Here is a 24,186-nt window from a genome sequence, read left to right on the forward strand (position 1 = left end):
TCGCGCTGTGGACGCCGCACCGCTCCGACATCGGCAAGCTCTACCGCGACGGCGCCCTCGTCCCGGCCGTCGTCACCGAGACCGCCGTCACCGGGGTGACGCTGCTCGCCCTGGTCGACATCGCCGAACCCGATGCCCCGCAACGCCGCTGGGCCCTGGTGACCCGCCGCGTGCGCGCCCTGCCCGGGCACGCGCTGACGGAGGGCGAACGCGTGCCCGCCGTCGCGGTGCGCACCGACGGAGCGCCCCGGCAGGTGGGGGAGCGGTTCCAGATCGTCACCGCCATGCCCATCGCCTGGGGCACCCGCGACGCCGGGGTCATCGACCGCGCCCGCGCCGCCATCGCCGACGTCGAATGGCGGCTGCTCGCCGACAACCTGCGGCTGGCCGCGACGGTGCGCCGCACCCCCGCGAAACGCATTCTGCTGGACCCGAATCAGCTACCGGGCGGTCTCGGGGCCTGAGGGCCGCCCGGTCGGCCTGTCGGGCCACGGGAGCCCGCCCGGCCTGTCACCATGGACCCCGGCCGCCGGAACCGACCCCGCGAGAGGTGCAGGATGCAGAGGTTCGCTGTGCTGCTGGCCGGGCTGCTCCTGTGGGCGGTCGTCCCGTCCCCGGCGCGCGCGGACGTCCTCGACCCGGTGACCGGCGCCGCGGGGCTCGGCGACCCCTACTACCCCCTCGACGGCAACGGCGGCTACGACGTCACCCACTACGACCTCGACCTGACCTACGACCCGCCCAGCCATCACCTCGCCGCGACCGCGCGGATCGACGCCACGGCGACGCAGCTGCTCGCCGCGTTCAATCTCGACTTCAGCGGGCCGCCGGTGCGGATGATCACCGTCAACGGCCTGCCCGCGGGGTTCGAGACGACCGGCGACCACGAGCTCACCGTCCGGCCGCTGCTGCCCGTCCTGCCCGGGCTGCCGATGCGCGTCGTCGTCGACTACGCCGGGGAGGCCGCCGACACCGAGGGGGAGGGCTGGACGCGCTCGCCCGGCGGCGGGGCGTTCGTCATCGGCGAACCGCACGGCGCCGCCAGCTGGTATCCCCTCAACGACACCCCGTTGGACAAGGCCGGCTTCGCGCTGCGCGTGACCGTGCCCGAGGGCTGGGAGGTGATGTCCAACGGCCTGCGCACCGAACACACCGTGCGCGACGGGCTGCTCACCACCTCCTGGGTCTCCCGGCACCCGGTGCTCGGCTACCTGACCACCGTGGCCATCGACCGCTTCACCTTCCTCGAGCAGCGACGCCCCGACGGCACCGAACTGCTGAGCGCCTTCGCCCCGGGCGCGGAGAAGCACCGGGAGAACGAGCAGCGCGTCCCGGAGATCCTCGACTTCCTCGAAAGCCTCTACGGCCGCTACCCGTTCGAGGTGGCGGGCGGCATCTACGTCGACGCGGAGATGCCGTTCTCGCTGGAGACCCAGACCCGGCCCGTCTACGCGCCCTGGACCGACCTCAACACCGTCGTGCACGAACTGACGCACCAGTGGTGGGGCGACTCGATGTCGGTGCGGCGCTGGTCCGACATCTGCCTCAACGAGTGCTTCGCCAGCTACACCGCCGACTACCTCTGGCTCGAACGGATCGACAAGGCCGACGTCGACACCAAGTACCGCGACACCGTCGCGGAGGTTCGCGACGAACCGGAGTTCTGGGAGATCCCGCTGGCCGATCCCGGCGCCGACAACGAGTTCACCTCGGTCTACTACCGCGGCCCGCTGTTCCTGCACGCGCTGCGGAAACTGATCGGCGACGACGTGTTCTTCACCGCCGTCGGCGATTTCGTGCGCGCCCACGCCTACGGCAACACCTCGATGCCGGAGTTCCGCGATTTCGTGCAGAGCCGGACCTCGCTGCCGCTGTCGGAGTTCTTCGCCGCCTGGCTGGACCGCACCGAGCCGCCGCCGGAACCGTTCCTCTATCCCGGGTCGCTCGCGCCGCGCTGATCGGCCAGCCGCTGCCGGGCCCGGTCGGCCCAGCGCCGCATCCGCTCGTACTGCGTGCGGGCCGCGGTCGCCTCGCCGCGGGCCCGGTGCTCGGTCGTGCGGGCGAACTGGCGTTGCTGCTCGGCGTGCTCGAGTTCGGCGCGCAGCCGGGCGATCTCGTCGTCGCAGCGCGCCGACGCCGTCGCGGCGGCCTCGGCCTCCTCCTCGGCGGACCGCAGCGCGGTCTCGGCGTCGGCGAGGGCCGCCTCGGCGTCGGCGAGTTCCCGGCGGGCCTCGGCGTCGTCGTCCCGCTCGGGCGCGCGCGGCTTCTTCGCCGGCGCGGGCCTGGGCGCGCCCCCGCTCGACACCGCGACAAGACCCGCGGGGCCGAACCCCTCGTAGGTCGCGCCGGTGGCCAGGGTGCCCGCCCGGACGCGCTCGGCGACCTCGGGGTCGGCCAGCGCGGCGGTCAACGTCTGGCCGACCTCACGCAGCGTCTGCTCGCCGAGCCGGTGCCCGCGTTCGGCGGCCAGCTCGCCCGCCCGCGCGCTCATCGCGTTCACCACCTGCTGGCGCTGCCCGCCGAGCGTGCGCAGCTCGGCGCCGGACAGCTTGCGCTGGGCGGCGCGCAGGGCGTCGCCGAGCCCGAGCAGGGCCTCGATCTCGTCCGGCGCCTCGCGGGCGAGCAGGTTCACCGCCCAGGCGGTGCGGGTCGGTTTGCGCAGGGCGGTGATGGCGGCGGCGAGCTCGCGATCACCGTCCGCGCGGGCGGCGGCGGCCCGCTCGGACCGCATCGCCACGAATTCGGCGGGGTCGAGCCCGTAGAGCTCGCCGGAAACCTCGTCGAGCGTCATATCCGTCGATGCTAGGGGATTCCGCCGGCCGGCCCCCGCGATCGCGAGGCTCGGTATTCTCACCGGCGGCCGGGTACGGCTGAATTGTTCGGTGAGAGAGGTTTTCAGGTGAATTTCCCAGGAACGCGACTGCTCGCACGATTCGTGCTCGCCCCGGTGGCGGCGGTCGCACTGGTCGGGGCGGCCGCCGCGTGTTCGTCGGGTGACGACGCCACCACGGGCAAGCCGGTCGCCGGCGCGTGCGTGGACGTGACCGACAACGCGGCGGGCAAGATGACCGCCGACGTGCTCGACTGCGGGTCGGCGAAGGCCGACTACCGCATCGCCAAGGCGGGCGACACCGCGCAGGACTGCGCCGTCGACAACGCGGGCTTCACCGGCACGGTGGCCGGCGCCGCCGCGAACCTGTGCCTGGTGCCCAACTTCGCCCAGGGCAGCTGCTACGCCGACGCGGGCAAGCGCCCGGCCCTGCAGGTCGACTGCACCGCGCCGCAGGCCACCTTCAAGGTCGTCAAGCGCATCGACGGCCAGGCCGACGAGATGCTGTGCGGCGCTGACGCCACCCAGTTCCGCACCGTCGCCGACCCCAAGGCGACGCTCTGCCTGGCCAAGCCGTAGCTCAGTCCAGCAGGGCCACCGACGCGATCCGGTGCAGGGTGAAGTGCCGGACCGCGCCGGTGACCGGGTCGACGGCGTCGAGCTGGCCGTTGCCGACCCGCACCGGTTCCACCACCCGCTGACTCGCCACCCCCGCGGCGTCGACGTAACCGATGTTGACCGGGCGGCGGACCCGCGCGGCCAGTTGCAGCAGCGCCAGGGTCGCGGCGGTACCGGTGCGGGTGCCGTCGGTGCGCACCGACCTCCCGGTCCGCGCGCCCGCCGCCCGCTCGCCCGCGCGCAGCTCCGACACCAGCAGCTCGAGCTGTTCGGTGGTCGGCGGCTGCGGGCGGTAGGGCCGCCGGGCCAGCGGCCGCACCGCGATCCGCGCGCCCTTCGGCCGCAGGTCGACGATCGCGCCCGCCGAATCCTCCCCGGCGGGACTGAACCCCGCCGCCCGCAGGGCCTCGAGGACCTCGCCGAGCGGCGCCTGGGCGATCGCCACCGTCGGGGCGATGGCGCGCAACGCCAGCTGCGCGGCTACCGGCGCGGCCAGGACCTGGGCCAGCAGCGCCGGGTCGTCGCTGCGCAGGAACGACTGCGCCATCCCGGCGCGCAGCTGGCCGTGCCTGCGGGCGACGTCGTCGATCAGATAGGTGAGCGCCTGCGGCACCGGTGTCCGCGAGTGGGTGGCGAACAGCGCGTGCAGCTCGGCGGCGGTCAGGCCCGCGTCCAGCGCCCGGCGCACCGAGGACTCCCCGATCCGGTACACCGTGGCCGCGCCGGCGGACTCCACGTCGGCCACCAGCGCCATCCGCGCGGCGAGTTCCGGCACCAGCGGGCCCGGCGCGATCACCGTCAGGTCCGCCTGCACGAGGACGTGGTCCACCGGTTCGGGCAGGGCCGCGGCCATCTCCGCCTCGGCGTCGGCCGTGCTGGTCGGGGCACCGTGCAGCAGGGCGCGGCCCGCCGAATTCAGCGCGCCGCGGCCGAGCAGCCCGACCGCGGCCGCCTCGGCCAGCGTGGCGTTCACCGCGTCGAGCCGGAAGTGCCTGCGCCTGCGCGGCATCCGCCAGGCCAGCAGCCTGGCGACATCGGCGGGGTCCGGCGCCGCGCCGCTGGGCAGCTCGGCGAGCAGGCCGAGGATCGCCTGCCGGTCCCGCACGGCGTGCGGCACCCGCAGTTCGGCGGCCAGCGCGGCCAGCGGCTTGTCGTTGGCGTCGCGCAGGCCGATCATCCACGGCATCCGGTCCAGCTCCAGCCACGCCTGGGCCAGGGTCACCCAGCGGGTCGCCGGCGGCGCGTCACGCCAGGAGTCCGACGCCGAGGTCGGCGCCCAGAAGTCGTCGGTCGTGTCGGAGTCCGGCGGCGGGTCCGGCAGGCCCTTCTCCACCAGTTTCGCGGCCGCGAGCAGCTCGAGCAGCAGCCCGGCCCTCGTCTCGTCGACCCCGGTCTGCTTGGCCAGCCTGCGCAGCTCGCGCACGCCGAGCCCGCCCGCACGCAGCGCGGGCGCGGGCGCGCGGCCGAGGGCGTCGAGCAGATCGGCGCAGTGCCGCAGCAGTTCCCCGACCTCGCCCGCGGCGACCGCGTTCACCTCGGTGGGCGCGTGCTTGGTCAGGACGGGCTTGGGCGGCGTCAGCGCGTGCGGATCGGTCACCGGCTCGCGGCGCAGCACCTGCCCGACGGTCACCGGCAGCTCGACGGTCTCGGCGTCGACCCAGGTGAGCAACCCCGCCGCCAGCAGACGCTGCACCGGGCGGTCGGCGTCCGTGCCGGGCGCCGCGTCGCGGGTCCGTCCGCGCGGCCCGGTGGCGGCGAGGGTGTCCAGCAGGGCGCGTTCCGGGGGCGCGGCCACGGCCAGCGCCGCGACGATCTCCGGTTCGGTCAGCGCGTCCGGCGGCGCCGTCGTCGAACCCAGCGGCCACGGCAGCGCCTCGACGGCCGCGGGGGCCACCCGCAGCGCGTCACCGACCGGCCACACCAGGGCGCGATCGATCAGCCGGGTCAGCGCGGCGGTGACGGCGGTCTTGGTCGCGCGGTCCTTCAGGGCGTCGAGCAGGCCGGCCTTGGTGAGGGGCTCCGGGGCCGCCGGCGACCCCGAGGCCTCCCCGGCCTCCCCGGCCTCCGCGACGGCCAGGGCCTCGATGATCGCGAACTCCAGGGTCGTCAGCTCGTCCGCCGCGCGCAGGACCGACGCGCGCTGCTGCGCGCGGGTCGCCAGCACCGACATCGAACCGGGCAGGGGGACCGCCAGATCGGGCCGCAACTGCAGCAGCGACACCAGCTGGGAGTCGGTCCGCGCGCCGAGCCACTCGGCGAGAGAATCCGTCGCGATCATCCCATCCAGCGTACGGGGTGGGGGTCTGCGACGCCCCGCGCCGGCGAGATCGCCTGTCGGCGGACGCGCGCGCGAGCGGTCATGCCAGAATGAGCGTGTGGTGAACAAATCGAAGAAGCCCTATGTCGACAACGGCTGGCCGCAGGTCGGCGACGGCGAGCACGCCGTGACCGAACTCGCCGCCACCCGCGCGGGCAACCTGTCGCCGTTCGGCGAGGAGACCGAGTTCCCGGTGCCTGCCAGCACCCTGCCGTACGTGCACCCCCACACGATCATCAACAGGGTCTGAGCGCAGGCGAGTTCGGGTCCGCGGCCTCTTCGGTCCCGTCCATCAGCGACCGGATACTCGCGCCTTCGGTGCGTTGACTCCGGTCGCTGATCGACGGGACGGCCGCGCGCGGCCTCCTCGGGGTCTGCCCCGGGTGATCGGTCGGGTTGATGACCCTGGCGACCTCAGCGGTTCCACAGCGAGCACGCGAAAGGGGCCCGCACTCATCGAGTGCGGGCCCCTTTCGTGGCGTCTCAGGAGGGCAGCAGGCCCTTGTTCGCCTCGAAGAAGTTGATCACCGAGGGATCCAGCTGGGTTCCCTTGGAGGAGTTGAGGAAGTCGAGCGCCTGCTGCGGGACGGCGATGCCCTGCTGCTGCACGACGGCCAGGGCGCGGTCGACCGCGTTGAAGACTTCCTGGCTCGGGTCGACCTCGATCTTGGTCTCGATCGGCTGCCAGCCCGGGATGGGGCCCGACGGGACGTCGCGCTGCGACGGGGCGCTGCTCAGGCCCAGCTTGGCCGAGCAGGACGGCCACGCGCCCCAGCCCTGCGACGCGAGGACCTTCTCGGCGACCGCGATCTGCTGCTCGCGGGTGGCCTGGTTGGCCGACGCGGCGTACTGACCGCCGCCGTGGGCGTTCCAGGTCGAGGGGGAGAACTGCAGGCCACCCTGGAATCCGTTGCCCGTGTTGATGCCCCAGTTACCGCCGGCCTCACACTGAGCGAGTCGATCCCAGTCGGAGTCGGGTGCCGCGCTGGCGTTTCCGGCCAGGGCCACGCCCGCGGTGCCGAAGATGGCGCCGGTGACGGCTACCTTGGCGACGGTGCGGCCGGTGGAGGTCGGCTTGCGATGGCGTCCACTCATATCGGGTGTCTTCCTCTCGTACGCACCTGCATTCGGTCCGGACTGAGAGGTCGTCCAGTCCGCCTCCGCCCCTGATCCAGTCGGGGTCCGGTACCCGCGGGGCGAAGTTCGGTGCGGCGGGCCGGTGGTTCCGGGGGCTTGCCCCGGCTGTGACAAACGGTACGTCGCACGGCGTCGAATGTCACCATTTGATAACCGGCGTGTACGGGGTGGTCTCGGGGGCGTCTCAGGGTTGTCCCGGAGTGTCTGCCCAGCTAGTCGCGGTGCGTGGCGCGTGTGACAGCTGTACGCACACTTCGTGATCCGCTCGTGATGTGACGAGGATCACACTGAAGACTGTTCGGGGTCACGGCGGGGAACCCCTCAGCGGGCGCGCCTGCCCGACCACAGCGCGAACACGATCCCGAGCAGGAACCCCACCGGAGTCAGCATGGCGGTGATGTAGAGCCAGAGGCCCGGATCACCATCGGTGAAGATGTGTATCGCGAAGATGGCGACGATCGCGAGCAGCCCGATGCCGAACAGGGCCATGGCGACGTGCAGCAGGAGATCCGAGGAGCGGCGGCCGGAACCCTCGGGAGGGGTCGGCGCGGAAGGGTTCGTCACCGTTGCACCGTAAAACTGATGTGCTGGCGATATCGCCAGCGGGGTAGACTTCCGACTACATCGCGTCCTGCCTTGCTGTGGGGCGCGTTCTTTTAGGAACAGGTAGAAAGTTGCCCGAGCCGCAGGGGTTCCGGGTGCCGAACAACGAACGGGTGAGCGCAGTGCCGACCGGCAGGGTGAAGTGGTACGACGTCGAAAAGGGCTTCGGCTTCCTTTCCCAGGACGAGGGTGAGGACGTCTACGTCCGCTCGTCCGCGCTGCCCGAGGGCGTCGAGGGCCTCAAGCCCGGCCAGCGCGTCGAATTCGGCATGGCGGCGGGCCGTCGCGGCCCGCAGGCGCTGAACCTCAAGGTGCTCGAGACGCCGCCCTCGGTGCGCGCCAACCTGTCCGCGGCCCAGTCGGCCCGCAAGGAGGCCACCGGCCCCCGCAAGTCCCCCGACGAACTGCACGGCCTGGTCGAGGACATGATCACGCTGCTCGAGACCAAGGTCCAGCCCGACCTGCGCCGCGGCAAGTACCCGGACCGCAAACTGGCCCAGCGCATCTCGGAGGTCGTCCGCGCGGTCGCCCGCGAACTGGACAAGTAACCGGCCGCCCGGCCGACGAGAGCGGGGCCGGACACGTCGCCCGAGAGCGCGTGTCCGGCCCCGCTTTTCGTGTGGGTCCGGTGGAGGACGGCGTCGGCGCGTCTACCTCGGCGTCAGGATGGACCAGGCCGCGTGCGGGATGTAGGTCTCCTGGCCGGTGGTGGTGTCGCGCGCCAGGATCGGCAGCTGGACCTCGATGCCCGCCAGACGCAGGTCGGGCTCCGGCTGGGACTCGATGGTGAGCGAGCGGGCGGCCGGGTAGTCGACGAAGCTGAGGATGCGGTCGACCTGCTCGCCGTCGGGCCGCTGGTAGATCAGCTGGACCAGCCACGGGGAGTCGGCGATCTTGTCCGGCAGGGACAGCTGGACGGGGTAGCCCGAGCGCACGGTCAGCGGGGTGGTCTCGCCGTAGGTGCAGTCCTCCATGCGGACGGTGCAGTAGAGGAACGGGTCGACCGTGACGGTGGTGCCGTCGGCGTAGGCGGTGATCTGCGGGTGCCGCTCGGGTGCCCGGTGGATCGCGAAGGCGGTGATCGCCGCGGTCGCGCCCGCGACCACCAGCAGGGCGACCGCCGCCAGGATCAGGGCCGTGCGGGCATTGAGCTTGTTCACCAGATGGGGTCTCCTGTCCCTCGGCGGACCTCACCGTGCCCGGCGCGGTCTTGATGGGTTTTGGGTACTTCCTGCTCGGCGTGCTGCGGCCGGTTGCCGCCCAGCCCCGGCAGCAGCGAGTGGCCGCGATAGGTCAGGAAGGTCTGGGTGAATCCGGCGAGCAGCACGACGCTGATCACCGCGAAACCTTTCCAGTAGTCGGTGGGCAGGAGCACGCCCGCCGCGCCGCCGACCACCCAGCTCAGTTGCAGCACGGTCTCCGAACGGCCGAAACCGGACGCGATGGACTCCGGCGGCAGGTCGTCCTGGATGGAGGCGTCCAGCGAGACCTTGGCCAGCGCGCTCGCCCCGGCCGCCACCAGCGTGGCCACCGCGGCGCCGAGGAGGTTGCCGGTGAACACCGCGAGCAGCGCGACCACCGTGCACGCGCCCGTGCAGCCGAGCACGATCAGCGACGGCCTGCCGAGCGCGAGCCGGGCCCCGGTCGCGTTGCCCGCGAAGTTGCCGATGCCCGCCGCCGCGCCGACCACGCCGAGCATGGCGGCCTGCTGGGCGGGGCTGCCGCCGCTGCCCTTGGCGACGAAGGCGATGTAGAAGGTGAGGAAGCCGGTGAGCACCCGGATGGCGCCGTTGCCCCACAGGCCGGTCACCACGGCCCGGCCGAGGGGCTGCCGCCGTTTCCGGGCGGGCACCGCGGATTCCGCGCCCGGTGTGAGGACCTCGGTGCGCGCGTCGGCGCCGTGATAGGTCAGCGTCGCCTGCACCTCGCCCTCGGTGACCTCCACCCAGGACGGGATCCGCAGGCTCAGATACGTGCCCGCGCAGGCGATCAGGAACGCCAGCACCAGCGCGCCGGTCGATCCCGCTGCGAGCGCCGCGAGCGCCGCGAGCGCGCCCGCGCCGATGGTGCCGCCGACCAGGCCGAACACCGTCAGCCGGGAATTGGTGCGGACCAGGTCGATGCCCGGCGGCAGCACGCGCGGGGTGACCGCGCTCTTGAGCACGGAGAACGATTTGGAGCCGATCATCATGCACAGCGCGAGGGGATACAGCCCCCACGTGTCGAACTCGATGATCAGCAGCACCGCGAACACCGCGCGCACCGCGAAGGTGGTCGCCAGGGCGAGTCTGCGGCCGCGCTGCAACCGGTCGAGCAGCGGCCCGATGAGCGGGGCGATGACCGCGAACGGCGCGATGGTGATCAGCAGGTACAGCGCGACCTTGGTCTTGGACTCGGCGGTCGCGCTGGCGAAGAACAGGGTGTTGGCCAGGGCGACGGCGATCGCCGCGTCCAGCGCGAAGTTCGCCATGGTCGCGTAGGTGAGCGCGGTGAGCCCGGACTTGTCCGCGCCGTCGGCCTTCGCCGCGCGCTGGAAGGTCGCGATGCCGCGCTCGGTGAGTTCCCGGCTGCGCATGGCCGCGACCCGGGTGACGGTCAGTTTCCGCGGGACCCGCCTGCCCTCCGGCGGATCCGCCGGAGGCTCCGGCGCGGGCAGCGGCCGGGTGGCGGCAGGACCGTCCGCGCGCACCGGCTCGGTGGGCGGCGCCGGATCGGGCGGTGGCGTGCCACGGCGGCCGAGCCGGCGGTCGGGGGCCGGCCGCGGGAACACCTTGCGTGGCTGGGCCGACCCGCCGATGCGCTGGGTCGGCGGTTCGTCGCGGGGCGCGTGCCCCGGCGGGTACTGCCGGTAACCCGGATGCCGCGGATCCGCGGCGGTGCCGTCCCAGCGACCACGGTCGGGACCGGAGGGTTCGCGGGGCGTAGTCACAAGTCCAATTCTGGCGCATCCGGGCCGGTGGTGTTCATCCGCGGCCCCGCGGTGTCGGCCACAGAACCGGACAAGGCGGTCACTCGGGCAGGAAGCGGACCTCGAACAGGGTCGGCCAGTATTTGCCCGTGACCAGGAACCGGTCCGTGCCGGGGAGGTGGGCGATGCCGTTGAGGACGTCGGCGCGGGCCCGTTCGGCGGGCGTGAGCAGCCCGCGCGCGTCGATCACCGCCAGCACGCGCCCGGTCGCCGGGTCGATCCGCAGGATGTCGTCGGTGGGGTAGTTGTTGGCGTAGACCGTGCCGTCGGGCGCGCAGTCGAGCTCGTTGGGGTGCGGGTCCGGGTAGCCGCGCAGGCTCACCGTGCCCAGCGCGGCGAAGCTCACCCGGTCGCGGAACGTCAGGGTGCCGGAGCCGTCGCTCATGACCAGGCGATCGGGCTGGGCGCAGATCCCCCAGCCCTCGCCCACGTAGGGGACGCGGCCGCGCTCGGCGAGGGTCACCGGGTCGCGCGCGATGGCGAAGCCGTCCTGCCACGTGAGCTGCCACACGGTGTCGCCCGCGCGGGTGATGCCCTCGGCGAAGACCGGGGCGGGGATGTCGACGCGGGCGAGCTCGGCGCCGTCGGCCTGCGCGGCCGCCCGCGCGCTCGACTCGCCCCACATCCCGGTGCTCTCGTACCTGACCCCGTCGACCACCTCGAGGCCCTGGGTGAAGGCGCGCGGATCGTGCGGCGCGCGCGACACGACCTCCACTCTCCAGCGGGGCGCGGACACCTCCTGACCGCTGTCGCAGCCGCCCGTGACGAGCACCGCGGCCAGCGCCGTGACGGCCCACGAAGTCCGATTGCGCTTCATACGGCAAAATGTAGGCCGTGAGCGCAGTATCTTCCCCGGAGTCCGGCGTGCGTCCCGTTCTGGCCGATGCGGCCGACCTGGCCCGGCGTGCGCTCGTCGAGCTGGAACCAGAAGGCGTCGGCGCGCATCTCGGCGTCAGCGGCGAGGACGAATCCGCCGCGACGCACTGGTTCGAGACCACCCTGGCCGGCTACCACGGCTGGCAGTGGGCCGTCGTCGTCGCCGCGCCGCCCGGCGCCGAGCGGGCCACCGTGAGCGAGTCGGCGCTGTTACCCGGCCCCGACGCGCTGACCGCCCCCGACTTCCTGCCGTGGGAACAGCGGGTCCGCCCCGGCGACCTGTCGCCCGGCGACCTGCTCGCCCCGCCCGCCGACGATCCGCGCCTCGTCCCCGGCTACATCGCCACCGGCGACCCCGTCGTCGACGAGGTCTGCGAGGAGGTCGGCCTCGGCCGCAAGCAGGTCCTGAGCCTGGAGGGCCGCCTCGAGGCCGCCACCCGCTGGTACCTCGAATACGGCCCCGACACCGACATGGCCCGCGCCGCACCGTCCACCTGCGGACGCTGCGGCTTCTACCTCCCCCTCGCGGGCGCCCTGCGCGAGTCCTTCGGCGTCTGCGCCAACGCGATGGGCGCCGACGGCCACACCGTCCACGTCGAATACGGCTGCGGCGCCCACTCCGACGTCGTCGCCCCCTCCGGACAGGGTTCGCCGCGCTACGAGGCCTACGACGACGCCGCCGTCGAACTCGTCCCCGCCGAGGAACTGCGCGCACCCACCGGCGGCACCCAGGCGGATGCCGATACCGCCGCGCAGGGCGACGCCGCTGCTACTGCCGCGCAGGGCGACGCCGCCGCTGATACCGCTGCGCAGGGCGACGCCGCCGCTGATACCGCCGCGCAGGGCGACGCCACTGATGCTGCTGCGCAAGGCGACGCCGTCGGTGCTGCCGCGCCCGGCGATGCCGCTGATGCTGCCGCGCAAGGCGCTGCCGCGCCCGGCGATGTGGCTGATGCTGCCGCACAAGGCGATGTGGCGGATGACGCCGCGCAGGGCGATGTGCCCGATGCCGCCGAAGGTGTCGACAGTGCCGAGGCGGCGGCCCCTGTCGCCGAACGTGTCGCCGGTGAGGTCAGCGCCGCCGAGATCGCGGCGGCGGCCGCCGAGGCCGAGGCGGCCGCGGTGGCGGCGAGCGTGGTCGGGCAGGCGGCGGCCGAGGTGGCCGCGGCCGCCGTGGCCACGGCGGTGGAGCGTGGGGTGAATGTCGGTGCCGCGGTGCGGCTCGACTTCGCGGGCGCGCCGAACGCGGAGGCGGAGTCGGTCGCCGCGGCGGTCGTCGGGCACGCCGCCGAGCACGCCGTGGCGCAGGTCGCCGAGCTGGACGCGGACGTGATCGGGCTGCAGTCGAATCCGGTCGTCGGGCCGCAGGCCGCGGTGCCGCACGACGTGGTCACCGACGCCGCCGGTGAGGTGCTGCCGGAATCCGTGGTTGATCCGGCGGACGCCACGAACGGTGAGGCCGCGGGCGCCGGTGCGCCGCAGACCGTCGAACTCCCGCAGTCCGGCACGGCCGCCGACGAGACGGCGGAGGCGGTCGCGGCCGATCACGCGGCGGCCGAGCGCGCCGCCCTGGCCCAGGGCGCCGAGCCGGAATCGCCCGCCGAGGTCATCGCCGCCGAGGCGGACGCGCTGATCGCGTCCGGTGGCCTCGGCGAGGAGTCCCCGGGCAACGGTGACTCGTCGTCGGTGACCCGCTGAACGCACCGGCGGACCCGTTCGGCACGGCCGCGCTGCGGGCCGGTGTGCTCGCCGCGTGGCGCGACTCACCGACCCGGCTCCGCGAGGACAGCGCCACCGAGGCCGACCTGGTCGCCGCGGGTTACCGCGACCGCCTCCTCACCGAACTGGCACAGAACGCCGCCGACGCCGCCCAGACCGCGAACGTCCCCGGCGAACTGACGGTCCGCCTCGACGCCGACCGCCGCCTGCACGTCACCAACACCGGTGCGCCGCTGTCCCTCTCGGGCGTCCATGCCCTGACCGCGCTGCGCGCGTCCGCCAAGCCGCCCGCCGGATCCCCGGACCCCACCGGGAACCGATCGCCCCGCGACGACGCGCACGACCGCCCCCTGGCGAGCGCCGACCAGCCGCCGGCCGGCCTCAACCCCGTCGCGGAGTCACCGGGCGCGGACCCCGTCGACGTCGCGTCGCACGCGAACCCGGCCCCGGTCACCGGATCGGTAACCGGCGCGGGCCGGTTCGGCGCCGCGCCGCCCACCCACCAGGTCGGCCGCTTCGGCGTCGGTTTCACCGCGGTCCGGACCGTCGCCGACGAGATCGAGGTGCGGTCGACGACCGGCAGCATCCGGTTCTCCCGCGCCGCGACCGCGAACGCCCTGCACGAGGCAGGCATCGAACCCGGTGACCTGGACCCGCCGGTCCTCCGGCTGGCCTGGCCGGTGCCGACGACGCCGGTGGCGGGCGCCGACACGGAGGTGGTGCTGCACCTGCGGTCGGACGTCGACGCCGGCCGCCTGCTGGCAGGCATGCGCGCCGAGGCGCCGGACCTGCTGCTCGAACTGCCCGCGCTGCGCCGCATCCGCATCGAGGACGACGAATTCCGTTCCGGCGAATCGGCCTCCGCGCACGACGGCATCGGCGAGCTGCGGATCGTCCTGCCCGGCGGTGAGACCCGGACCTGGTGGCAGTTCCGCACCGGGCGCGCCCGGTGGCTGCTGCCCGTGCGTGACGGGCGTCCGCGGGCCGCGGCGCCGGATGTGCTGCGCGCACCGACCCGCTCGGACGAGGAGCTGTCCCTCCCCGCGCTGCTGGTCGCTGACCTGCCCATGCAACCCGACCGCCGCCGCCTGCTGCCCGGCGCGCGGCCCGCCGACATCGCCCGCGGTTACGCCGATTTCGCCCGCGCGCTGCCGCCTGCCGACCGCCTCGTGCTCGTCCCGGCGCCCGGCTTCGCCCGCAGCGAGACCGACGGCCTGCTCCGGGAGGCGGTCACGGCCGAACTGCGATCCGGCAGCTGGCTGCCCGTAGTGGGGGAGAAGGAGCCTGCCGCGCCCGCGCGCGCGAGCGCCTTCCCCGACCTCACCGCCGAACTGGGCGAGATCCTCGCCGATCTCACCGGACCGCTGGTGATCCCGGAGCTCTCGGGCCGCGCCCAGCTCGACCGGCTGTCGGTCCTCGACGTCCACCGGCTCGGTCCCGCGCGCCTGGCCGACATCACCGGCGGGATCGAGCGCCCGCCGCACTGGTGGCGCGCCTTCTATGCCGCGCTGGAGCCCTTCGTGCACGACACGCACACCGCGGAGGAACTGGGCGCCCTCGCCGTGCCGCTGGCCGACGGCCGCCTGGTGACCGGCCCGCGGACCGTCGTCCTCGACGACCAGCTGGGTGCCGCCGTGCCGGTGCGCTGGGCCCGCCTCGTGCATCCCGACGCCGCCCATCCGCTGCTCGGCAGGCTCGGCGCCCGCAGTGCCTCGGCGGTCGACCTGCTCGGCGACCCCGCCCTGCGCGACCTGCTCGACCACGATCCCGCCGATCCCGACACCGTCGCCGCGGTCCTGCACCTGGCCGCCCGGGTCCGGCGCGCCGAGGTGCCGGACTGGCTCGGGCTGCTCGAACTGCCCGACGACACGGGCGAGCCGCGCCCCGCCGACGAGCTGCTGCTCCCGGACGCCCCGCTGCGCGAGGTGCTGGCCGAGGACGCGCCGTTCGGCACGGTCGCGGCCGAACTGGTCGCCGAGCACGGCCCGGAGACCCTGCGCGCGATCGGCGTCGGCTGGGACTTCGCCGTGCTCACCGATCCCGAGCCGGTCGGTCCCGACCACGATCTCGACGACGAGGACGCCTGGTGGGGGAGCCTGGCCGAGGACCCGCGCGAGTTCGCCGCCGTCCGCGACCTCGACCTGGTCGACGAGGACCGCTGGCCCCTCGCGCTGCGCCACCTGCTCGACGGCGAACGCACCCGCCCCCTGCTGGCCGATCCCGACGGCTACACGGTCTGGTGGCTGCACCACCACGCCCACATCGACGGCATCGCGCTCGGCCACCTGCGCCACCCGGATGACACCGAGTTCGCCGGCCTGCTCACCCCGTTGCGGCTGCCCGGCGCGAGCCCCGCCGACCTCGACCTGCTTCGCCCGGTCCTCGTCGATCCGGCGACCATGACCCCGGCCCTGGCCGAGGAGCTGCTCGACGCGCTCGCCGACCCGGCGAAAGACCCCGCGCCGGAGGCGGTTTCCCGCGCCCATTCCCGTATCGCGGCCGCGTTCGCCGACGGAGCGCTCGAGGCGAGGGATCTGGCGCTGCCCGAGCAGGTGCGCGCGCTGTCGGGGGCGGTGGCGGACGCGGATCGCGCCCTCGTGCTCGACGAACCGTGGTTCGGTCTGGCGCTGGATCCCGCCGTGCTGGTGCCGGTCGACCCGGCGCATGCCGGGGGTCTGGCGACCCTGCTCGACCTGCCGACGGTCTCCGACGAGGTCGGCGCCGAGGTGCTGGGCGAGGGCCGCCCGGCCGACGTTTCCCGTGACCCGCTCGCGGTGGTGCTGCGCGGTCAGTGGGCGGCGGTCCGGCCGGTCGAGGCGCTGGTCGTGCACACGGACCTACGGGTCAGGCTGACCGGCGCGGTCGAGGAGACGGTGCGCGTGCCGTGGTGGTGGGTCGACGGCACGCTGCACCTGCAGGCCCCGCGCGGCTGAGCGCTATTCGGCCTGCGCGGCGATCATCTGCGCGAGCAGGTCGAGCTGGCCCTGCACCGCGGCGCTGTCGTCGTCGACGAGCCAGCGCAGCACGATGCCGTCGATGACGTTGAGGGTGAACCGGCTGAGCTCGCTCACCGGCGTCTTCCAGGTGGTGCCGGTGGCGTCACGGCAGTGGTCGATGACGTCGGCGACGGTGCTGTCGTTGAAGGTGTACTGCTCGCGCGCGATGGCGAGTTTGGCCGGGGTGTTGCTGCCCTCGCGCAGGGCGTAGGTGGTCGTCTCGTAGGTGAGCAGCTGCCGCTCGGGGGTGGATTCGATGTTGCGCCACATCAGATCGAGTGCGCGGCGGAGCAAATTGTGAAGAGATTCTTTTCCAGTCCCCGCCTCCTCCCACACTGTTTCGTTGGAGTCCACGGAATCGCGCAATTCCATCGACAGCGCTTTGACCAGCTCGGTCATCAGCGCGTCCTTGTTTTCGAAACAGTAATGCACCACACCCAGTGAGACGCCCGCCGCCTGCGCGACATCTCGGGTGGTCACGCCCGCCACGCCCTTTTTCTCGGCGAGACCGATCGCGGCTTCGATCAGGTGGGCTCGTCGTTCTTCGACGCTCAATCGGGAGGACACGTGTGCGAGTTAAGCGCCCGCGACGCCGGGGTGTCAATTCGCCGACCCGGAAATGGCTGCGCCACTTTCGTTTCAAATGCCGACTTGCGCACCTTTGTCACCGCGCCGGGCGCCGCGCCGCTGTATCAGGAAGATCGCCAGCCCGAGCCCGCCCACTACGAGCCCCATCAGGCACACCGGACGCGCGTCCGCCCAGCGGTCGCCGCCCGCCCACACGACGACCGTGGCGAGGAGCCAGAGCGCGGAGCCGATCGCGAGAACCGGCCGTGGATCGGTGAAGCGGGCGGGCAGTTCCGGCACCTCGGCGGCGGGCGAAGGGGCGTCCATACCCCAACACTAGCCGCCGCAAACCTCTCACTACGGATAAACCCGTCCACATGGGCGGACGTACCGTAAAGTTCTGCAGGTGACAATGCCTTCGGACGTCCGCGCACTGGCCGGTGATCTCTCACTGGCCGTCGTGCGGCTCACGCGCCATCTGCGGGGCCGCCGTGCGGATTCGCAGATCTCGCTGACCCAGCTGTCGGCTCTCGCCACGCTGGCCAGGGAGGGCGCGATGACTCCGGGGGCACTGGCGGGCAAGGAACGGGTGCAGCCGCCGTCGATGACGCGGGTCATCGCCTCGCTCAGCGACATGCGCCTCGTCGACCGCAGGCCGCATCCCACCGACGGCAGGCAGATCATCGTCTCGCTGTCCCCGGCGGGCCGGGCCGTCATCGCCGACGAGGCGCAGGCCAGGGAGGCGTGGATGACCGAACAGCTGGCCGGGCTCTCCGCCGAGGAGATCGAGCTGCTGACCCGGGCCGTCGCGATCATGAACCAGCTGGTGGCCGGCTCCGAGTGACCGGTCCGCCCGCCGATCAGGCTCGGTCGGCGGGCACCACTTCGTGACCCAGCGGGAACAGTGACAGCGGAATCAGTTTCAGGTTCGCCCACGCGAAGGGCAGCCCGATGATGGTCACCGCCAGCGCGAGACTGGTGGCGATGTGACCGAGCGCCAGCCAGATGCCTGCGACCACGAACCAGATGATGTTGCCGATCAGCGACGCGGCGCCCGCGCCCGGCTTGTCGACGACCGTCCGGCCGAACGGCCACAGCACGTAGCCCGCGATGCGGAACGAGGCGATGCCGAACGGGATGGTGATGATCAGGATGCAGCAGATCACCCCGGCGAGCAGGTAGCCCAGCGCCATCCAGAACCCGCACAGCACCACCCACAGCACGTTCAGGATCAGGTTGATCAGCTTCATGTCACCAGCATGCCAGCGATCGCGGTCCGACGCGCCGGGCCGCGGGCGGCACGCCGGTGCCGCGCCCGGCACACCGTCCGGTGCACCCACCCGGCAGGATGAATCGCGTGTCCGCCGTGTTCGATATCGATGACCCCGCCGACCCCCGCGTCGACGACTTCCGCGATCTGTCCAACGCCGATCGCAGGCCCGACCTCCCCGGCGGCAAGGGCCTGGTGATCGCGGAGGGCGTGGTCGTGGTGCAGCGGATGCTGACCTCGCGCTTCGCCCCCTCGGCCCTGCTCGGCACCGCCAAGCGCCACGAGCAGCTCGCCGCCGATCTCGCCGGTGTCGCCGCCCCCTACTACCGGGCGACGGCCGAGGTGATGGCGGCGATCGTCGGCTTCCACCTCAACCGCGGCGTGCTCGCGGTCGCGCACCGCCCGCCCGCGCTGAGCGCGGCCGAGGTGCTCGCGGACGCGCGCACGGTCGCCGTGCTCGAAGGGGTCAACGATCACGAGAACATCGGGTCGATGTTCCGCAACGCGGCGGGCCTCGGCGTGGACGCGGTGCTGTTCGGCGAGCGCTGCGCCGACCCGCTGTACCGGCGGGCGGTGCGCGTCTCGATGGGCCACGCGCTCCGGGTGCCCTTCGCCGAACTGCCGTCCTGGCCCGGCGGGCTCGACCTGCTGCGCGAGCGCGGCTTCCAGATCGCCGCGCTCACCCCGGATCCCGCCGCGCCGACTCTCGCGACCGCCCTGACCGGGGACCGGGTCGCGCTGCTGCTCGGCGCGGAGGGGCCCGGCCTGTCCGAGGCGGCCTTCGCGGCCGCCGACACCAAGGCCCGGATCCCCATGTCCGCGGGGACCGATTCGCTCAATGTCGCCACCGCCGCGGCGATGGCTTTCTATGAACGGGTGCGCTTGACATGACCTGCTCCTCCGACGGACCGTATCGCGCCGGACCCGACCAGACGCCCTGGGGCGCCGGGCTGACCGTGGTCGGCCTGGTGGCCGCGCTGACCGCGGTCGGCATCTTCGGATTCGGTTCGGCGCTGGCGTCGGTGCATCCGGTGGTCGCCGTGCTGGTGAACGTGGTCGCCGCCGTCGGCGTCGCGCCGACGGCCTGGCGCTGGCGGTTCACCCCCGTGGTGCGCTGGGTGGTCGCCGGGGCGGCGCTCGGCGTGCTGCTCGGCTGGTTCGCCCTGCTGGTCGGCGCGGCGGGCTGAATCCGCTCAGCGCACCCGATCCGCGCCGCGCCAGCGCGCGAACAAACCGCGCCCGCGCCGCGGGACGGACGCGCGCCCCGGCACCCCGGCGGGCTCCGGCGCGGGCGCCCGGCCTTTCGGATAGAGGGTGAATCCGCACACCCGGAGTTGTGCGGGCAGCGGCGAATCCGGGCCTTTCGCTGTGAGATAGCGGAAACCGAGCCATTGCTCGTTGGCGGCGTCCGCGAATTCCGGCGGATCGAACGGCAGCGACTGCGGGCGCGGCGGCTCGTCCCACGGCAGCGGATGTTCCCCGGCCCAGTACGGCCGCTCCCAGATCATCGGCAATCCCTCGTCGGACAGAATGTCGGTCCGGCTCGAACTGAAGGCCCGCCGGAATTCCCCGCGTTCCCAATGCGCGAAAGCGCCCCAGTGCCACGCGGTGTCGAAGGAGACCAGAAAGGTGTGTTCCGAGGCGAGCGGGCGCACCAGCAGATCCGGCAGGCGGGTGGGGTCGGCCAGGGCCGCCTCCGCGGTGCACACCACCGTCAGGCCGGGATAACACCCCAGGAATACCTCGTCGCGATCCGGGCCCGAACAACCGTCGAGGGTACCCACCGTGATCGGGCGCACATCGAAATCGGAATACAGTTCGGCGGCGAGGGCCGCCGCCGCGGCGGTGTCGGGTTCCGGGCGGCCCCGCAGCAGCGCCGCGGGGTCGGCGACGTCCGAGTACCAGAGCGTGGACGCCTTGGTGATCATCAGCTACACCTCCGGCTTCTGGCGGTGCGAAAAGCGCTCGCCGGGCACGGAAAGCAATCCGTGCCCGGCGAGAGGAACTCCGAGGATGGTCGCGCGCTCAGTGGCCCGAGCTGCGCACCCCCAGCAGAACGTCTTCCCACGAGGGCATCGGGGCCTTGCCGCGCTTGGGCCGGTTGGCCTTCGGCGCGGCGGGCTTCTCGACGGGCTGCGGCGGCTGCTCGGCCACCGGCTCGGTGACGCGCTTCTCCGGCACCCGCTTCTCCGGCGGCAGCACCGGCGCGGGGACCGGCGGCGCCGGAATCGCGGCCGCGGCACCACCGGCGGCCACCGCGCGCTGCTCGAAGTACTCGTCGAGCGACGGCTGCTGGACCTGGCGGGCCTGCGCGGGCTCCGGCTGCGGGGCCGGAGTGGGCGGCACGACCGGGGCCTCGGCGGCCGGGGTCGGCAGGATGCTCGCCAGCCCGCGCAGCGCGCGGCCGAAATCCGGATCGATCAGGTCGCGGGCCGGGTCGTCGAGCGGGGACACCGAGCCGCCGTGCGCGTCGGGCTGGTACCGCCAGTGCGCGGCGATCTCCGAGCGCCCGTTCTGCCACTGCAGCTGGGCGATCCAGAACCCCTTCTCGTCCTTCCAGGCGTCCCACTCGGCGTGTTCGAGGGTGTGCCCGCGCTCGGTGAACGCGGCGGTGACGACTTCGGACAGCGTCTCGATGGCGGGGCCGTCGGGACGGACCGGGTGCGCCTTCTGCGCGAGTTCGGCCGCGCGGGCGCGCTCGAGCAGCACCGGGTAGGCGAATCGTTCGACTTTGGAGGCGGGCATACCGGATTCGGCCGTGACCTGTTCGACGGACGCTCCGGCGCGGATACGGGCCTGGATATCGCGAGGACGCATAGTCGCTTCCATTTCGATCTCGATCTGGCCGAATCGGGCGAGGTCACCGCGCGCGGCGGCACGAAGCTTGTCGTCGCTGGGCAGCCGGAACTTCTGGCCGGACTCGGTGTCGACACACACGATGTGCGTGGAGTCGGGCGTCACCCCGATCACTCGAAGTTCACGCACCGTAACCTCCCTATCGCGTCGGCTTGCGACACCGCCCACTTTCTTAGACAGTAGTGCACATTACTTGGCCGCGGGAGCAGGACACGCAGGACCGAAATCGTCCGTACGGTCGGTTGCTCACGCTAGTCTGGTCAGCTTGCCCGACGAATACCGGTGCTGTACAGGGATTTTGACGAAAATCCAGACGACTGGACGGCGACGCGTCATCGATCCGGCATTGCGAATCTTGCGAAGGACACGCCGAGAAATTGCCATGCGCAATTGCCGACGACCATGGTCCGACCCGGCAGGTGGCCTGTTAGCCCACGGGTTGCGGCCGCCGCGGGACCGAACCACCACGGGCCGACCCCGAGGAGGCCCCGGCCACGAAGTGGCCGGTCGCGGCCGCCCCGACGAAAAACGGGGCCGGACACCGTGCCGAAGGCACAAGTCCGGCCCCGCTTTTCGTCGGGCCGAGAAGGGCGCGACTCGAGCGCGCCAGCGCTCCGATTACAGCTGCCCGACGACCCAATCGATGGCGCGGGTCAGCTGGGAGACGTCTTCCGGGTCGATAGCCGGGAACATGCCGATACGCAGCTGGTTGCGGCCGAGCTTGCGGTAGGGCTCGGTGTCGACGATGCCGTTGGCGCGCAGGATCTTCGCCACTTGGGCGGCGTCGACCGAATCGGCGAAGTCGATGGTGCCGACGACCTGCGAACGGTGCGCGGGGTCGACCACGTACGGGGTGGCGAATTCGCTCGATTCCGCCCACGAGTACAGCCGCGAGGACGAATCCAGGGTGCGCTTGACCGCCCAGTCCAGGCCGCCGTTGTTGTTCAGCCATTCGATCTGGTCGGCGAACAGCAGCAGGGTGGCGAGGGCGGGGGTGTTGTAGGTCTGGTCCTTGGTGCTGTTGTCGATGGCGACGGGCAGCGACAGGAATTCCGGGACCCAGCGGCCGGAGGCCTTGATCTCCTCGACGCGGGCCAGCGCGGCGGGCGACATGAGCGCGATCCACAGGCCGCCGTCGGCGGCGAAGCACTTCTGCGGCGCGAAGTAGTAGACGTCGGCGTCGGTGATGTTCACCGGAAGGCCGCCCGCGCCGGAGGTGGCGTCGATGGCGATGAGGGCGTTCTCCGAGCCGGCCGGGCGCTGCACGGGGATGGCGACGCCGGTCGAGGTCTCGTTGTGGGCCCAGCCGATGAGGTCGGCCGAGGGGTCCGCGACGGGCTCCGGCGCGCTGCCGGGCTCCGAGGAGATGACGATCGGGTCGCCGATGAAGGGGTTGCCCTTGGCGACCGAGGCGAACTTCGAGGAGAACTCGCCGTTGGTCAGGTGCAGCGAACGCTCACGGATGAGGCCGAAGGCGGCGGCGTCCCAGAACGCGGTGGTGCCACCGTTGCCGAGGACGACCTCGTAGCCGTCGGGCAGGGAGAACAGCTCGCGCAGGCCGTTGCGCACCCGGGCCACGACGTCCTTGACCGGCTTCTGGCGATGCGAGGTGCCGAACACCGAGGCGCCGACAGTCACCAGGGACTGCAGCTGCTCCGGGCGGACCTTGGACGGGCCGCAGCCGAACCGTCCGTCGGCGGGCTTGAGGTCGGCGGGAATGGTCGGGAACGCACTGGTCATGGCCGCAAGTTTATGGGCGGCCCGGTCGCCGCGTGTGCCCGGCCCCCGGCAGCGCGCGGGCGGGCGCGGCGCGGGGTGATTTCGGTAACTTCGCCTCCGGCCGCCATGACCGCCGATACGCTCTGCGCATGAGTCTCGTCTTGGCGGATCCGGGATGTACACCGGAATGGGGGGAAACACTGCGTGACCGTTGGTCGCGGGTGTGGCACGGCGCGGCGGTCCTCACCGCGCACGCGCGGCGCGAGTTGCTGATCCGGGGCAGGCCCGCGGAGGCGACGGTGCTGGCCGTGCGGCCGCTGCGCGGCAGGCCGGGTCAGCTGTTCACCGTGCGGGTGCGGGCGGAGGGCGAACTGCCCTACGACCTGCGGGTCGCGCAGCGGGTGCGGCCCGAGGAGCTCGAACACATGCTGCCGGGGGACACCATCGGCTGCCGGGTCGATCCCGGGGCGCCGGAGCGGGTGGTGCTGTTCGTTCCCGAGGCGGCCGAGCCGGTCCGCCGGGCCACCGCCAAGATCCTGGCGAGCGGGCGCCGGGCGGAGGCGACCGTGCTGGCGGTGGCGCCGATCGCGGCGGCCTATCCCGGCCGGGACGACCCGGTGCTGCGCATCGACCTGGAACTGCATGCCTGGGACGAGCCGCGGCCGTGGCGGGCGCGGCTGATCCAGCCGGTTCCGCTGGCCGCGGTGGGCAGCCTGGGGCTGGGGACGCGGCTGCCCGCGGCGTTCTTCACCGTCGACCGGGGCGAGTCGGTGGCCGTGGACTGGCAGGCCGCGATCGACGGCCGCCGCTAGCGGGGCGTCACAGGTGGACGAACTCGTAGCCCGCGGCGCGCAGGGCCGGTAGCGCGGCGGTCATGCCCGCCGCGGTGCCGGAGCGTGGGCGGTGGAAATGCGCGAGGACGATGCCGCCCGGCGCGGCCGCGCGCACCGCGGCCTGGACCAGCGCCGCGCTCGCGGTGGCGCCGGAGTCGGCGTTGACGGTGAACCCGAGCGGGGTCTCGCCGAGCTCGGTGACGATGGCGACGGCGACGTCGTCGTAGTGCGCGGTGCCCGCGCGGAAGAAGCGGGGCGCCCGGCCGGTGAGTTCGGTGAGCCGCTGGTGGTTGGCCCACACCTCGTCGGCGGCCTCCCATGCCGAGCCGGTGCCCGCGATGCCGTAGGCCGCGCGGCCGCGCACCGAGAGCGGTTTGTGCAGGTCGCCGTGGTTGGCGAGTTCGAAAAGCGGGTTCGCGCCCAGCCGCCGGGTGCGGTCGGGGTCGGCGTCGACCCAGCGTTTGTTCACGAACAGGGTCGCGGGGATCCGTTGCGCGACGAGCAGATCGAGCAGGGCCTGATCGACCTCGCTGTTGCCGGGGCCGCCGCAGGCGTCGAAGGTCAGCGCGACCTGTCTGCCGTTCGCCGCGAACGAGCTGACGATGCCCGGCATCTCGGTGCCCCACAGTCGCGGTGCCGCGTTCTGGTGCGCCGCGGCGACTCCGGCGGGGGAGACCGGCGGGGTGAGCACCGAGGACACCGGCGTCGCCACGCGCGGCGAGGTCGGCGGCAGGTCCGGGGTGGCCGCGGCCTGCTCGGAGAAGCGGCCGGTCACGCAGGTGACGGCCGCGCCCGCGGCCAGCGCGCCACCGAATCCCAGTACGCGGCGCCGCGAAAGACCGCTGCGGTCGGCCATCTGTCCCCCTCACGCCCACTA

The 24,186-nt window shown here is 73.0% G+C and carries 24 protein-coding genes and 1 pseudogene; 11 read left to right on the forward strand and 14 right to left on the reverse strand.

All coding sequences use genetic code 11. The annotated features are described in order from the left end of the window. Together ON36_RS03275 and ON36_RS03280 are read left to right on the forward strand one after the other, a co-directional pair. Nucleotides 1-464 (forward strand): DUF3239 domain-containing protein (locus ON36_RS03275; RefSeq protein ID WP_043647485.1); only part of this gene is annotated, 464 nt, incomplete at its 5' end. Nucleotides 465-557: 93 nt separating this feature from the next. After that, nucleotides 558-1,958: a M1 family metallopeptidase gene (locus ON36_RS03280; protein ID WP_043647486.1), complete on the forward strand. Its 1,401-nt coding sequence runs from the start codon at nt 558-560 to the stop codon at nt 1,956-1,958. On the opposite strand, the gene ON36_RS03285 is transcribed toward ON36_RS03280, so the two are convergent. Next, nucleotides 1,931-2,791: a hypothetical protein gene (locus ON36_RS03285; RefSeq protein ID WP_043647487.1), complete on the reverse strand. Its 861-nt coding sequence runs from the start codon at nt 2,789-2,791 to the stop codon at nt 1,931-1,933. The two genes, ON36_RS03280 and ON36_RS03285, sit on opposite strands and share 28 nt — an antisense overlap. A 108-nt stretch (nt 2,792-2,899) precedes the next feature. Between ON36_RS03285 and ON36_RS03290 the strand changes: the two genes are divergently transcribed. Next, nucleotides 2,900-3,409, forward strand: coding sequence for an LppU/SCO3897 family protein (locus tag ON36_RS03290; RefSeq protein ID WP_043647488.1), 510 nt, complete (start codon nt 2,900-2,902; stop codon nt 3,407-3,409). A 1-nt stretch (nt 3,410) separates the two neighbouring features. Here ON36_RS03290 and ON36_RS03295 read toward each other — a convergent pair whose 3' ends face one another. Next, nucleotides 3,411-5,726: a helicase-associated domain-containing protein gene (locus ON36_RS03295; RefSeq protein WP_043647489.1), complete on the reverse strand. Its 2,316-nt coding sequence runs from the start codon at nt 5,724-5,726 to the stop codon at nt 3,411-3,413. Between the two features lie 97 nt (nt 5,727-5,823). On the opposite strand from ON36_RS03295, the gene ON36_RS03300 reads away from it, so the two are divergent. Further along, on the forward strand, nt 5,824-6,015 hold the full coding sequence (locus tag ON36_RS03300; protein ID WP_043647490.1) for a hypothetical protein: 192 nt from the start codon (nt 5,824-5,826) through the stop codon (nt 6,013-6,015). A gap of 233 nt (nt 6,016-6,248) precedes the next feature. Here ON36_RS03300 and ON36_RS03305 read toward each other — a convergent pair whose 3' ends face one another. Together ON36_RS03305 and ON36_RS03310 are read right to left on the reverse strand one after the other, a co-directional pair. Further along, nucleotides 6,249-6,860, reverse strand: coding sequence for a transglycosylase family protein (locus tag ON36_RS03305; RefSeq protein ID WP_043647491.1), 612 nt, complete (start codon nt 6,858-6,860; stop codon nt 6,249-6,251). A gap of 363 nt (nt 6,861-7,223) precedes the next feature. After that, nucleotides 7,224-7,466 (reverse strand): hypothetical protein, encoded by a 243-nt coding sequence (locus ON36_RS03310; RefSeq protein WP_052313604.1) that lies wholly within the window; start codon nt 7,464-7,466, stop codon nt 7,224-7,226. A 161-nt stretch (nt 7,467-7,627) separates the two neighbouring features. Here ON36_RS03310 and ON36_RS03315 point away from each other — a divergent pair, with 161 nt between their 5' ends. Continuing rightward, nucleotides 7,628-8,053, forward strand: a complete 426-nt coding sequence (locus ON36_RS03315) for a cold-shock protein (protein ID WP_174377534.1) — start codon at nt 7,628-7,630, stop codon at nt 8,051-8,053. Between the two features lie 102 nt (nt 8,054-8,155). On the opposite strand, the gene ON36_RS03320 is transcribed toward ON36_RS03315, so the two are convergent. The 3 genes from ON36_RS03320 to ON36_RS03330 form a co-directional block, all read right to left on the reverse strand. Further along, nucleotides 8,156-8,665 carry a DUF2771 domain-containing protein gene (locus tag ON36_RS03320; protein ID WP_043647492.1) on the reverse strand — a complete coding sequence of 170 codons (510 nt, stop codon included), beginning with the start codon at nt 8,663-8,665 and terminating at the stop codon, nt 8,156-8,158. Continuing rightward, nucleotides 8,662-10,434 (reverse strand): MFS transporter, encoded by a 1,773-nt coding sequence (locus tag ON36_RS03325; protein WP_043647493.1) that lies wholly within the window; start codon nt 10,432-10,434, stop codon nt 8,662-8,664. Before ON36_RS03325 ends, ON36_RS03320 begins: the two co-directional genes overlap by 4 nt. A 79-nt stretch (nt 10,435-10,513) precedes the next feature. Then, the gene (locus tag ON36_RS03330) at nt 10,514-11,290 is read right to left on the reverse strand and encodes a glutaminyl-peptide cyclotransferase (RefSeq protein ID WP_043647494.1); all 777 of its coding nucleotides are present in this window, start codon (nt 11,288-11,290) and stop codon (nt 10,514-10,516) included. Between the two features lie 47 nt (nt 11,291-11,337). Between ON36_RS03330 and ON36_RS36850 the strand changes: the two are divergent. Both ON36_RS36850 and ON36_RS36000 read left to right on the forward strand, forming a co-directional pair. Next, nucleotides 11,338-12,042: pseudogene (locus tag ON36_RS36850) on the forward strand (DUF3027 domain-containing protein); the annotation flags it as partial. Nucleotides 12,043-13,091: 1,049 nt separating this feature from the next. Then, entirely contained in the window at nt 13,092-16,001 is a 2,910-nt protein-coding gene (locus ON36_RS36000) for a molecular chaperone Hsp90 (RefSeq protein ID WP_043647495.1), read from the forward strand. 3 nt (nt 16,002-16,004) lie between these two features. On the opposite strand, the gene ON36_RS03350 is transcribed toward ON36_RS36000, so the two are convergent. Both ON36_RS03350 and ON36_RS03355 read right to left on the reverse strand, forming a co-directional pair. Next, complete coding sequence (locus tag ON36_RS03350; RefSeq protein WP_245557861.1) at nt 16,005-16,619, reverse strand: TetR/AcrR family transcriptional regulator; 615 nt, start codon at nt 16,617-16,619, stop codon at nt 16,005-16,007. Nucleotides 16,620-16,703: 84 nt separating this feature from the next. Next, nucleotides 16,704-16,958, reverse strand: a complete 255-nt coding sequence (locus ON36_RS03355; protein ID WP_052313605.1) for a DUF2530 domain-containing protein — start codon at nt 16,956-16,958, stop codon at nt 16,704-16,706. Between the two features lie 85 nt (nt 16,959-17,043). Here ON36_RS03355 and ON36_RS03360 point away from each other — a divergent pair, with 85 nt between their 5' ends. Continuing rightward, the gene (locus ON36_RS03360; RefSeq protein ID WP_043647497.1) at nt 17,044-17,475 is read left to right on the forward strand and encodes a MarR family winged helix-turn-helix transcriptional regulator; all 432 of its coding nucleotides are present in this window, start codon (nt 17,044-17,046) and stop codon (nt 17,473-17,475) included. 16 nt (nt 17,476-17,491) lie between these two features. On the opposite strand, the gene ON36_RS03365 is transcribed toward ON36_RS03360, so the two are convergent. Then, nucleotides 17,492-17,881, reverse strand: a complete 390-nt coding sequence (locus ON36_RS03365) for a YccF domain-containing protein (protein WP_043647498.1) — start codon at nt 17,879-17,881, stop codon at nt 17,492-17,494. 107 nt (nt 17,882-17,988) lie between these two features. On the opposite strand from ON36_RS03365, the gene ON36_RS03370 reads away from it, so the two are divergent. Further along, nucleotides 17,989-18,792 carry a TrmH family RNA methyltransferase gene (locus ON36_RS03370; protein ID WP_085999567.1) on the forward strand — a complete coding sequence of 268 codons (804 nt, stop codon included), beginning with the start codon at nt 17,989-17,991 and terminating at the stop codon, nt 18,790-18,792. After that, a complete protein-coding gene (locus tag ON36_RS03375; RefSeq protein ID WP_043647500.1) occupies nt 18,789-19,088 on the forward strand; it encodes a DUF2537 domain-containing protein in 300 nt (99 codons plus the stop codon). The genes ON36_RS03370 and ON36_RS03375 overlap by 4 nt, the downstream gene beginning before the upstream one ends. 6 nt (nt 19,089-19,094) lie before the next feature. On the opposite strand, the gene ON36_RS03380 is transcribed toward ON36_RS03375, so the two are convergent. The 3 genes from ON36_RS03380 to serC form a co-directional block, all read right to left on the reverse strand. Then, nucleotides 19,095-19,829 carry a DUF6928 family protein gene (locus ON36_RS03380; RefSeq protein ID WP_043647501.1) on the reverse strand — a complete coding sequence of 245 codons (735 nt, stop codon included), beginning with the start codon at nt 19,827-19,829 and terminating at the stop codon, nt 19,095-19,097. A 97-nt stretch (nt 19,830-19,926) separates the two neighbouring features. Next, nucleotides 19,927-20,886: a septation protein SepH gene (gene sepH / locus ON36_RS03385; RefSeq protein WP_043647502.1), complete on the reverse strand. Its 960-nt coding sequence runs from the start codon at nt 20,884-20,886 to the stop codon at nt 19,927-19,929. 489 nt (nt 20,887-21,375) lie between these two features. Continuing rightward, the gene (gene serC, locus ON36_RS03390) at nt 21,376-22,497 is read right to left on the reverse strand and encodes a phosphoserine transaminase (protein ID WP_043647503.1); all 1,122 of its coding nucleotides are present in this window, start codon (nt 22,495-22,497) and stop codon (nt 21,376-21,378) included. Between the two features lie 128 nt (nt 22,498-22,625). On the opposite strand from serC, the gene ON36_RS03395 reads away from it, so the two are divergent. Then, the gene (locus tag ON36_RS03395; protein ID WP_043647504.1) at nt 22,626-23,288 is read left to right on the forward strand and encodes a hypothetical protein; all 663 of its coding nucleotides are present in this window, start codon (nt 22,626-22,628) and stop codon (nt 23,286-23,288) included. A 7-nt stretch (nt 23,289-23,295) separates the two neighbouring features. Here ON36_RS03395 and ON36_RS03400 read toward each other — a convergent pair whose 3' ends face one another. Beyond that, a complete protein-coding gene (locus ON36_RS03400; protein ID WP_043647505.1) occupies nt 23,296-24,165 on the reverse strand; it encodes a polysaccharide deacetylase family protein in 870 nt (289 codons plus the stop codon). Nucleotides 24,166-24,186: the final 21 nt, after the last annotated feature.

It is taken from the genome of Nocardia thailandica NBRC 100428 (genome assembly GCF_000308795.1).
Lineage (GTDB): Bacteria > Actinomycetota > Actinomycetes > Mycobacteriales > Mycobacteriaceae > Nocardia > Nocardia thailandica.

What these genes read in the sequence shown, in the direction of transcription:
- ON36_RS03280 (WP_043647486.1), top strand. Translation starts at nt 558, where the DNA reads ATGCAGAGGTTCGCTGTGCTGCTGGCCGGGCTGCTCCTGTGGGCGGTC.
- ON36_RS03285 (WP_043647487.1), bottom strand. Translation starts at nt 2,791, where the DNA reads ATGACGCTCGACGAGGTTTCCGGCGAGCTCTACGGGCTCGACCCCGCC.
- ON36_RS03295 (WP_043647489.1), bottom strand. Translation starts at nt 5,726, where the DNA reads ATGATCGCGACGGATTCTCTCGCCGAGTGGCTCGGCGCGCGGACCGAC.
- ON36_RS03305 (WP_043647491.1), bottom strand. Translation starts at nt 6,860, where the DNA reads ATGAGTGGACGCCATCGCAAGCCGACCTCCACCGGCCGCACCGTCGCC.
- ON36_RS03330 (WP_043647494.1), bottom strand. Translation starts at nt 11,290, where the DNA reads ATGAAGCGCAATCGGACTTCGTGGGCCGTCACGGCGCTGGCCGCGGTG.
- ON36_RS03355 (WP_052313605.1), bottom strand. Translation starts at nt 16,958, where the DNA reads ATGGACGCCCCTTCGCCCGCCGCCGAGGTGCCGGAACTGCCCGCCCGC.
- ON36_RS03360 (WP_043647497.1), top strand. Translation starts at nt 17,044, where the DNA reads ATGCCTTCGGACGTCCGCGCACTGGCCGGTGATCTCTCACTGGCCGTC.
- ON36_RS03365 (WP_043647498.1), bottom strand. Translation starts at nt 17,881, where the DNA reads ATGAAGCTGATCAACCTGATCCTGAACGTGCTGTGGGTGGTGCTGTGC.
- ON36_RS03375 (WP_043647500.1), top strand. Translation starts at nt 18,789, where the DNA reads ATGACCTGCTCCTCCGACGGACCGTATCGCGCCGGACCCGACCAGACG.
- ON36_RS03380 (WP_043647501.1), bottom strand. Translation starts at nt 19,829, where the DNA reads ATGATCACCAAGGCGTCCACGCTCTGGTACTCGGACGTCGCCGACCCC.
- serC (WP_043647503.1), bottom strand. Translation starts at nt 22,497, where the DNA reads ATGACCAGTGCGTTCCCGACCATTCCCGCCGACCTCAAGCCCGCCGAC.
- ON36_RS03395 (WP_043647504.1), top strand. Translation starts at nt 22,626, where the DNA reads ATGAGTCTCGTCTTGGCGGATCCGGGATGTACACCGGAATGGGGGGAA.
- ON36_RS03400 (WP_043647505.1), bottom strand. Translation starts at nt 24,165, where the DNA reads ATGGCCGACCGCAGCGGTCTTTCGCGGCGCCGCGTACTGGGATTCGGT.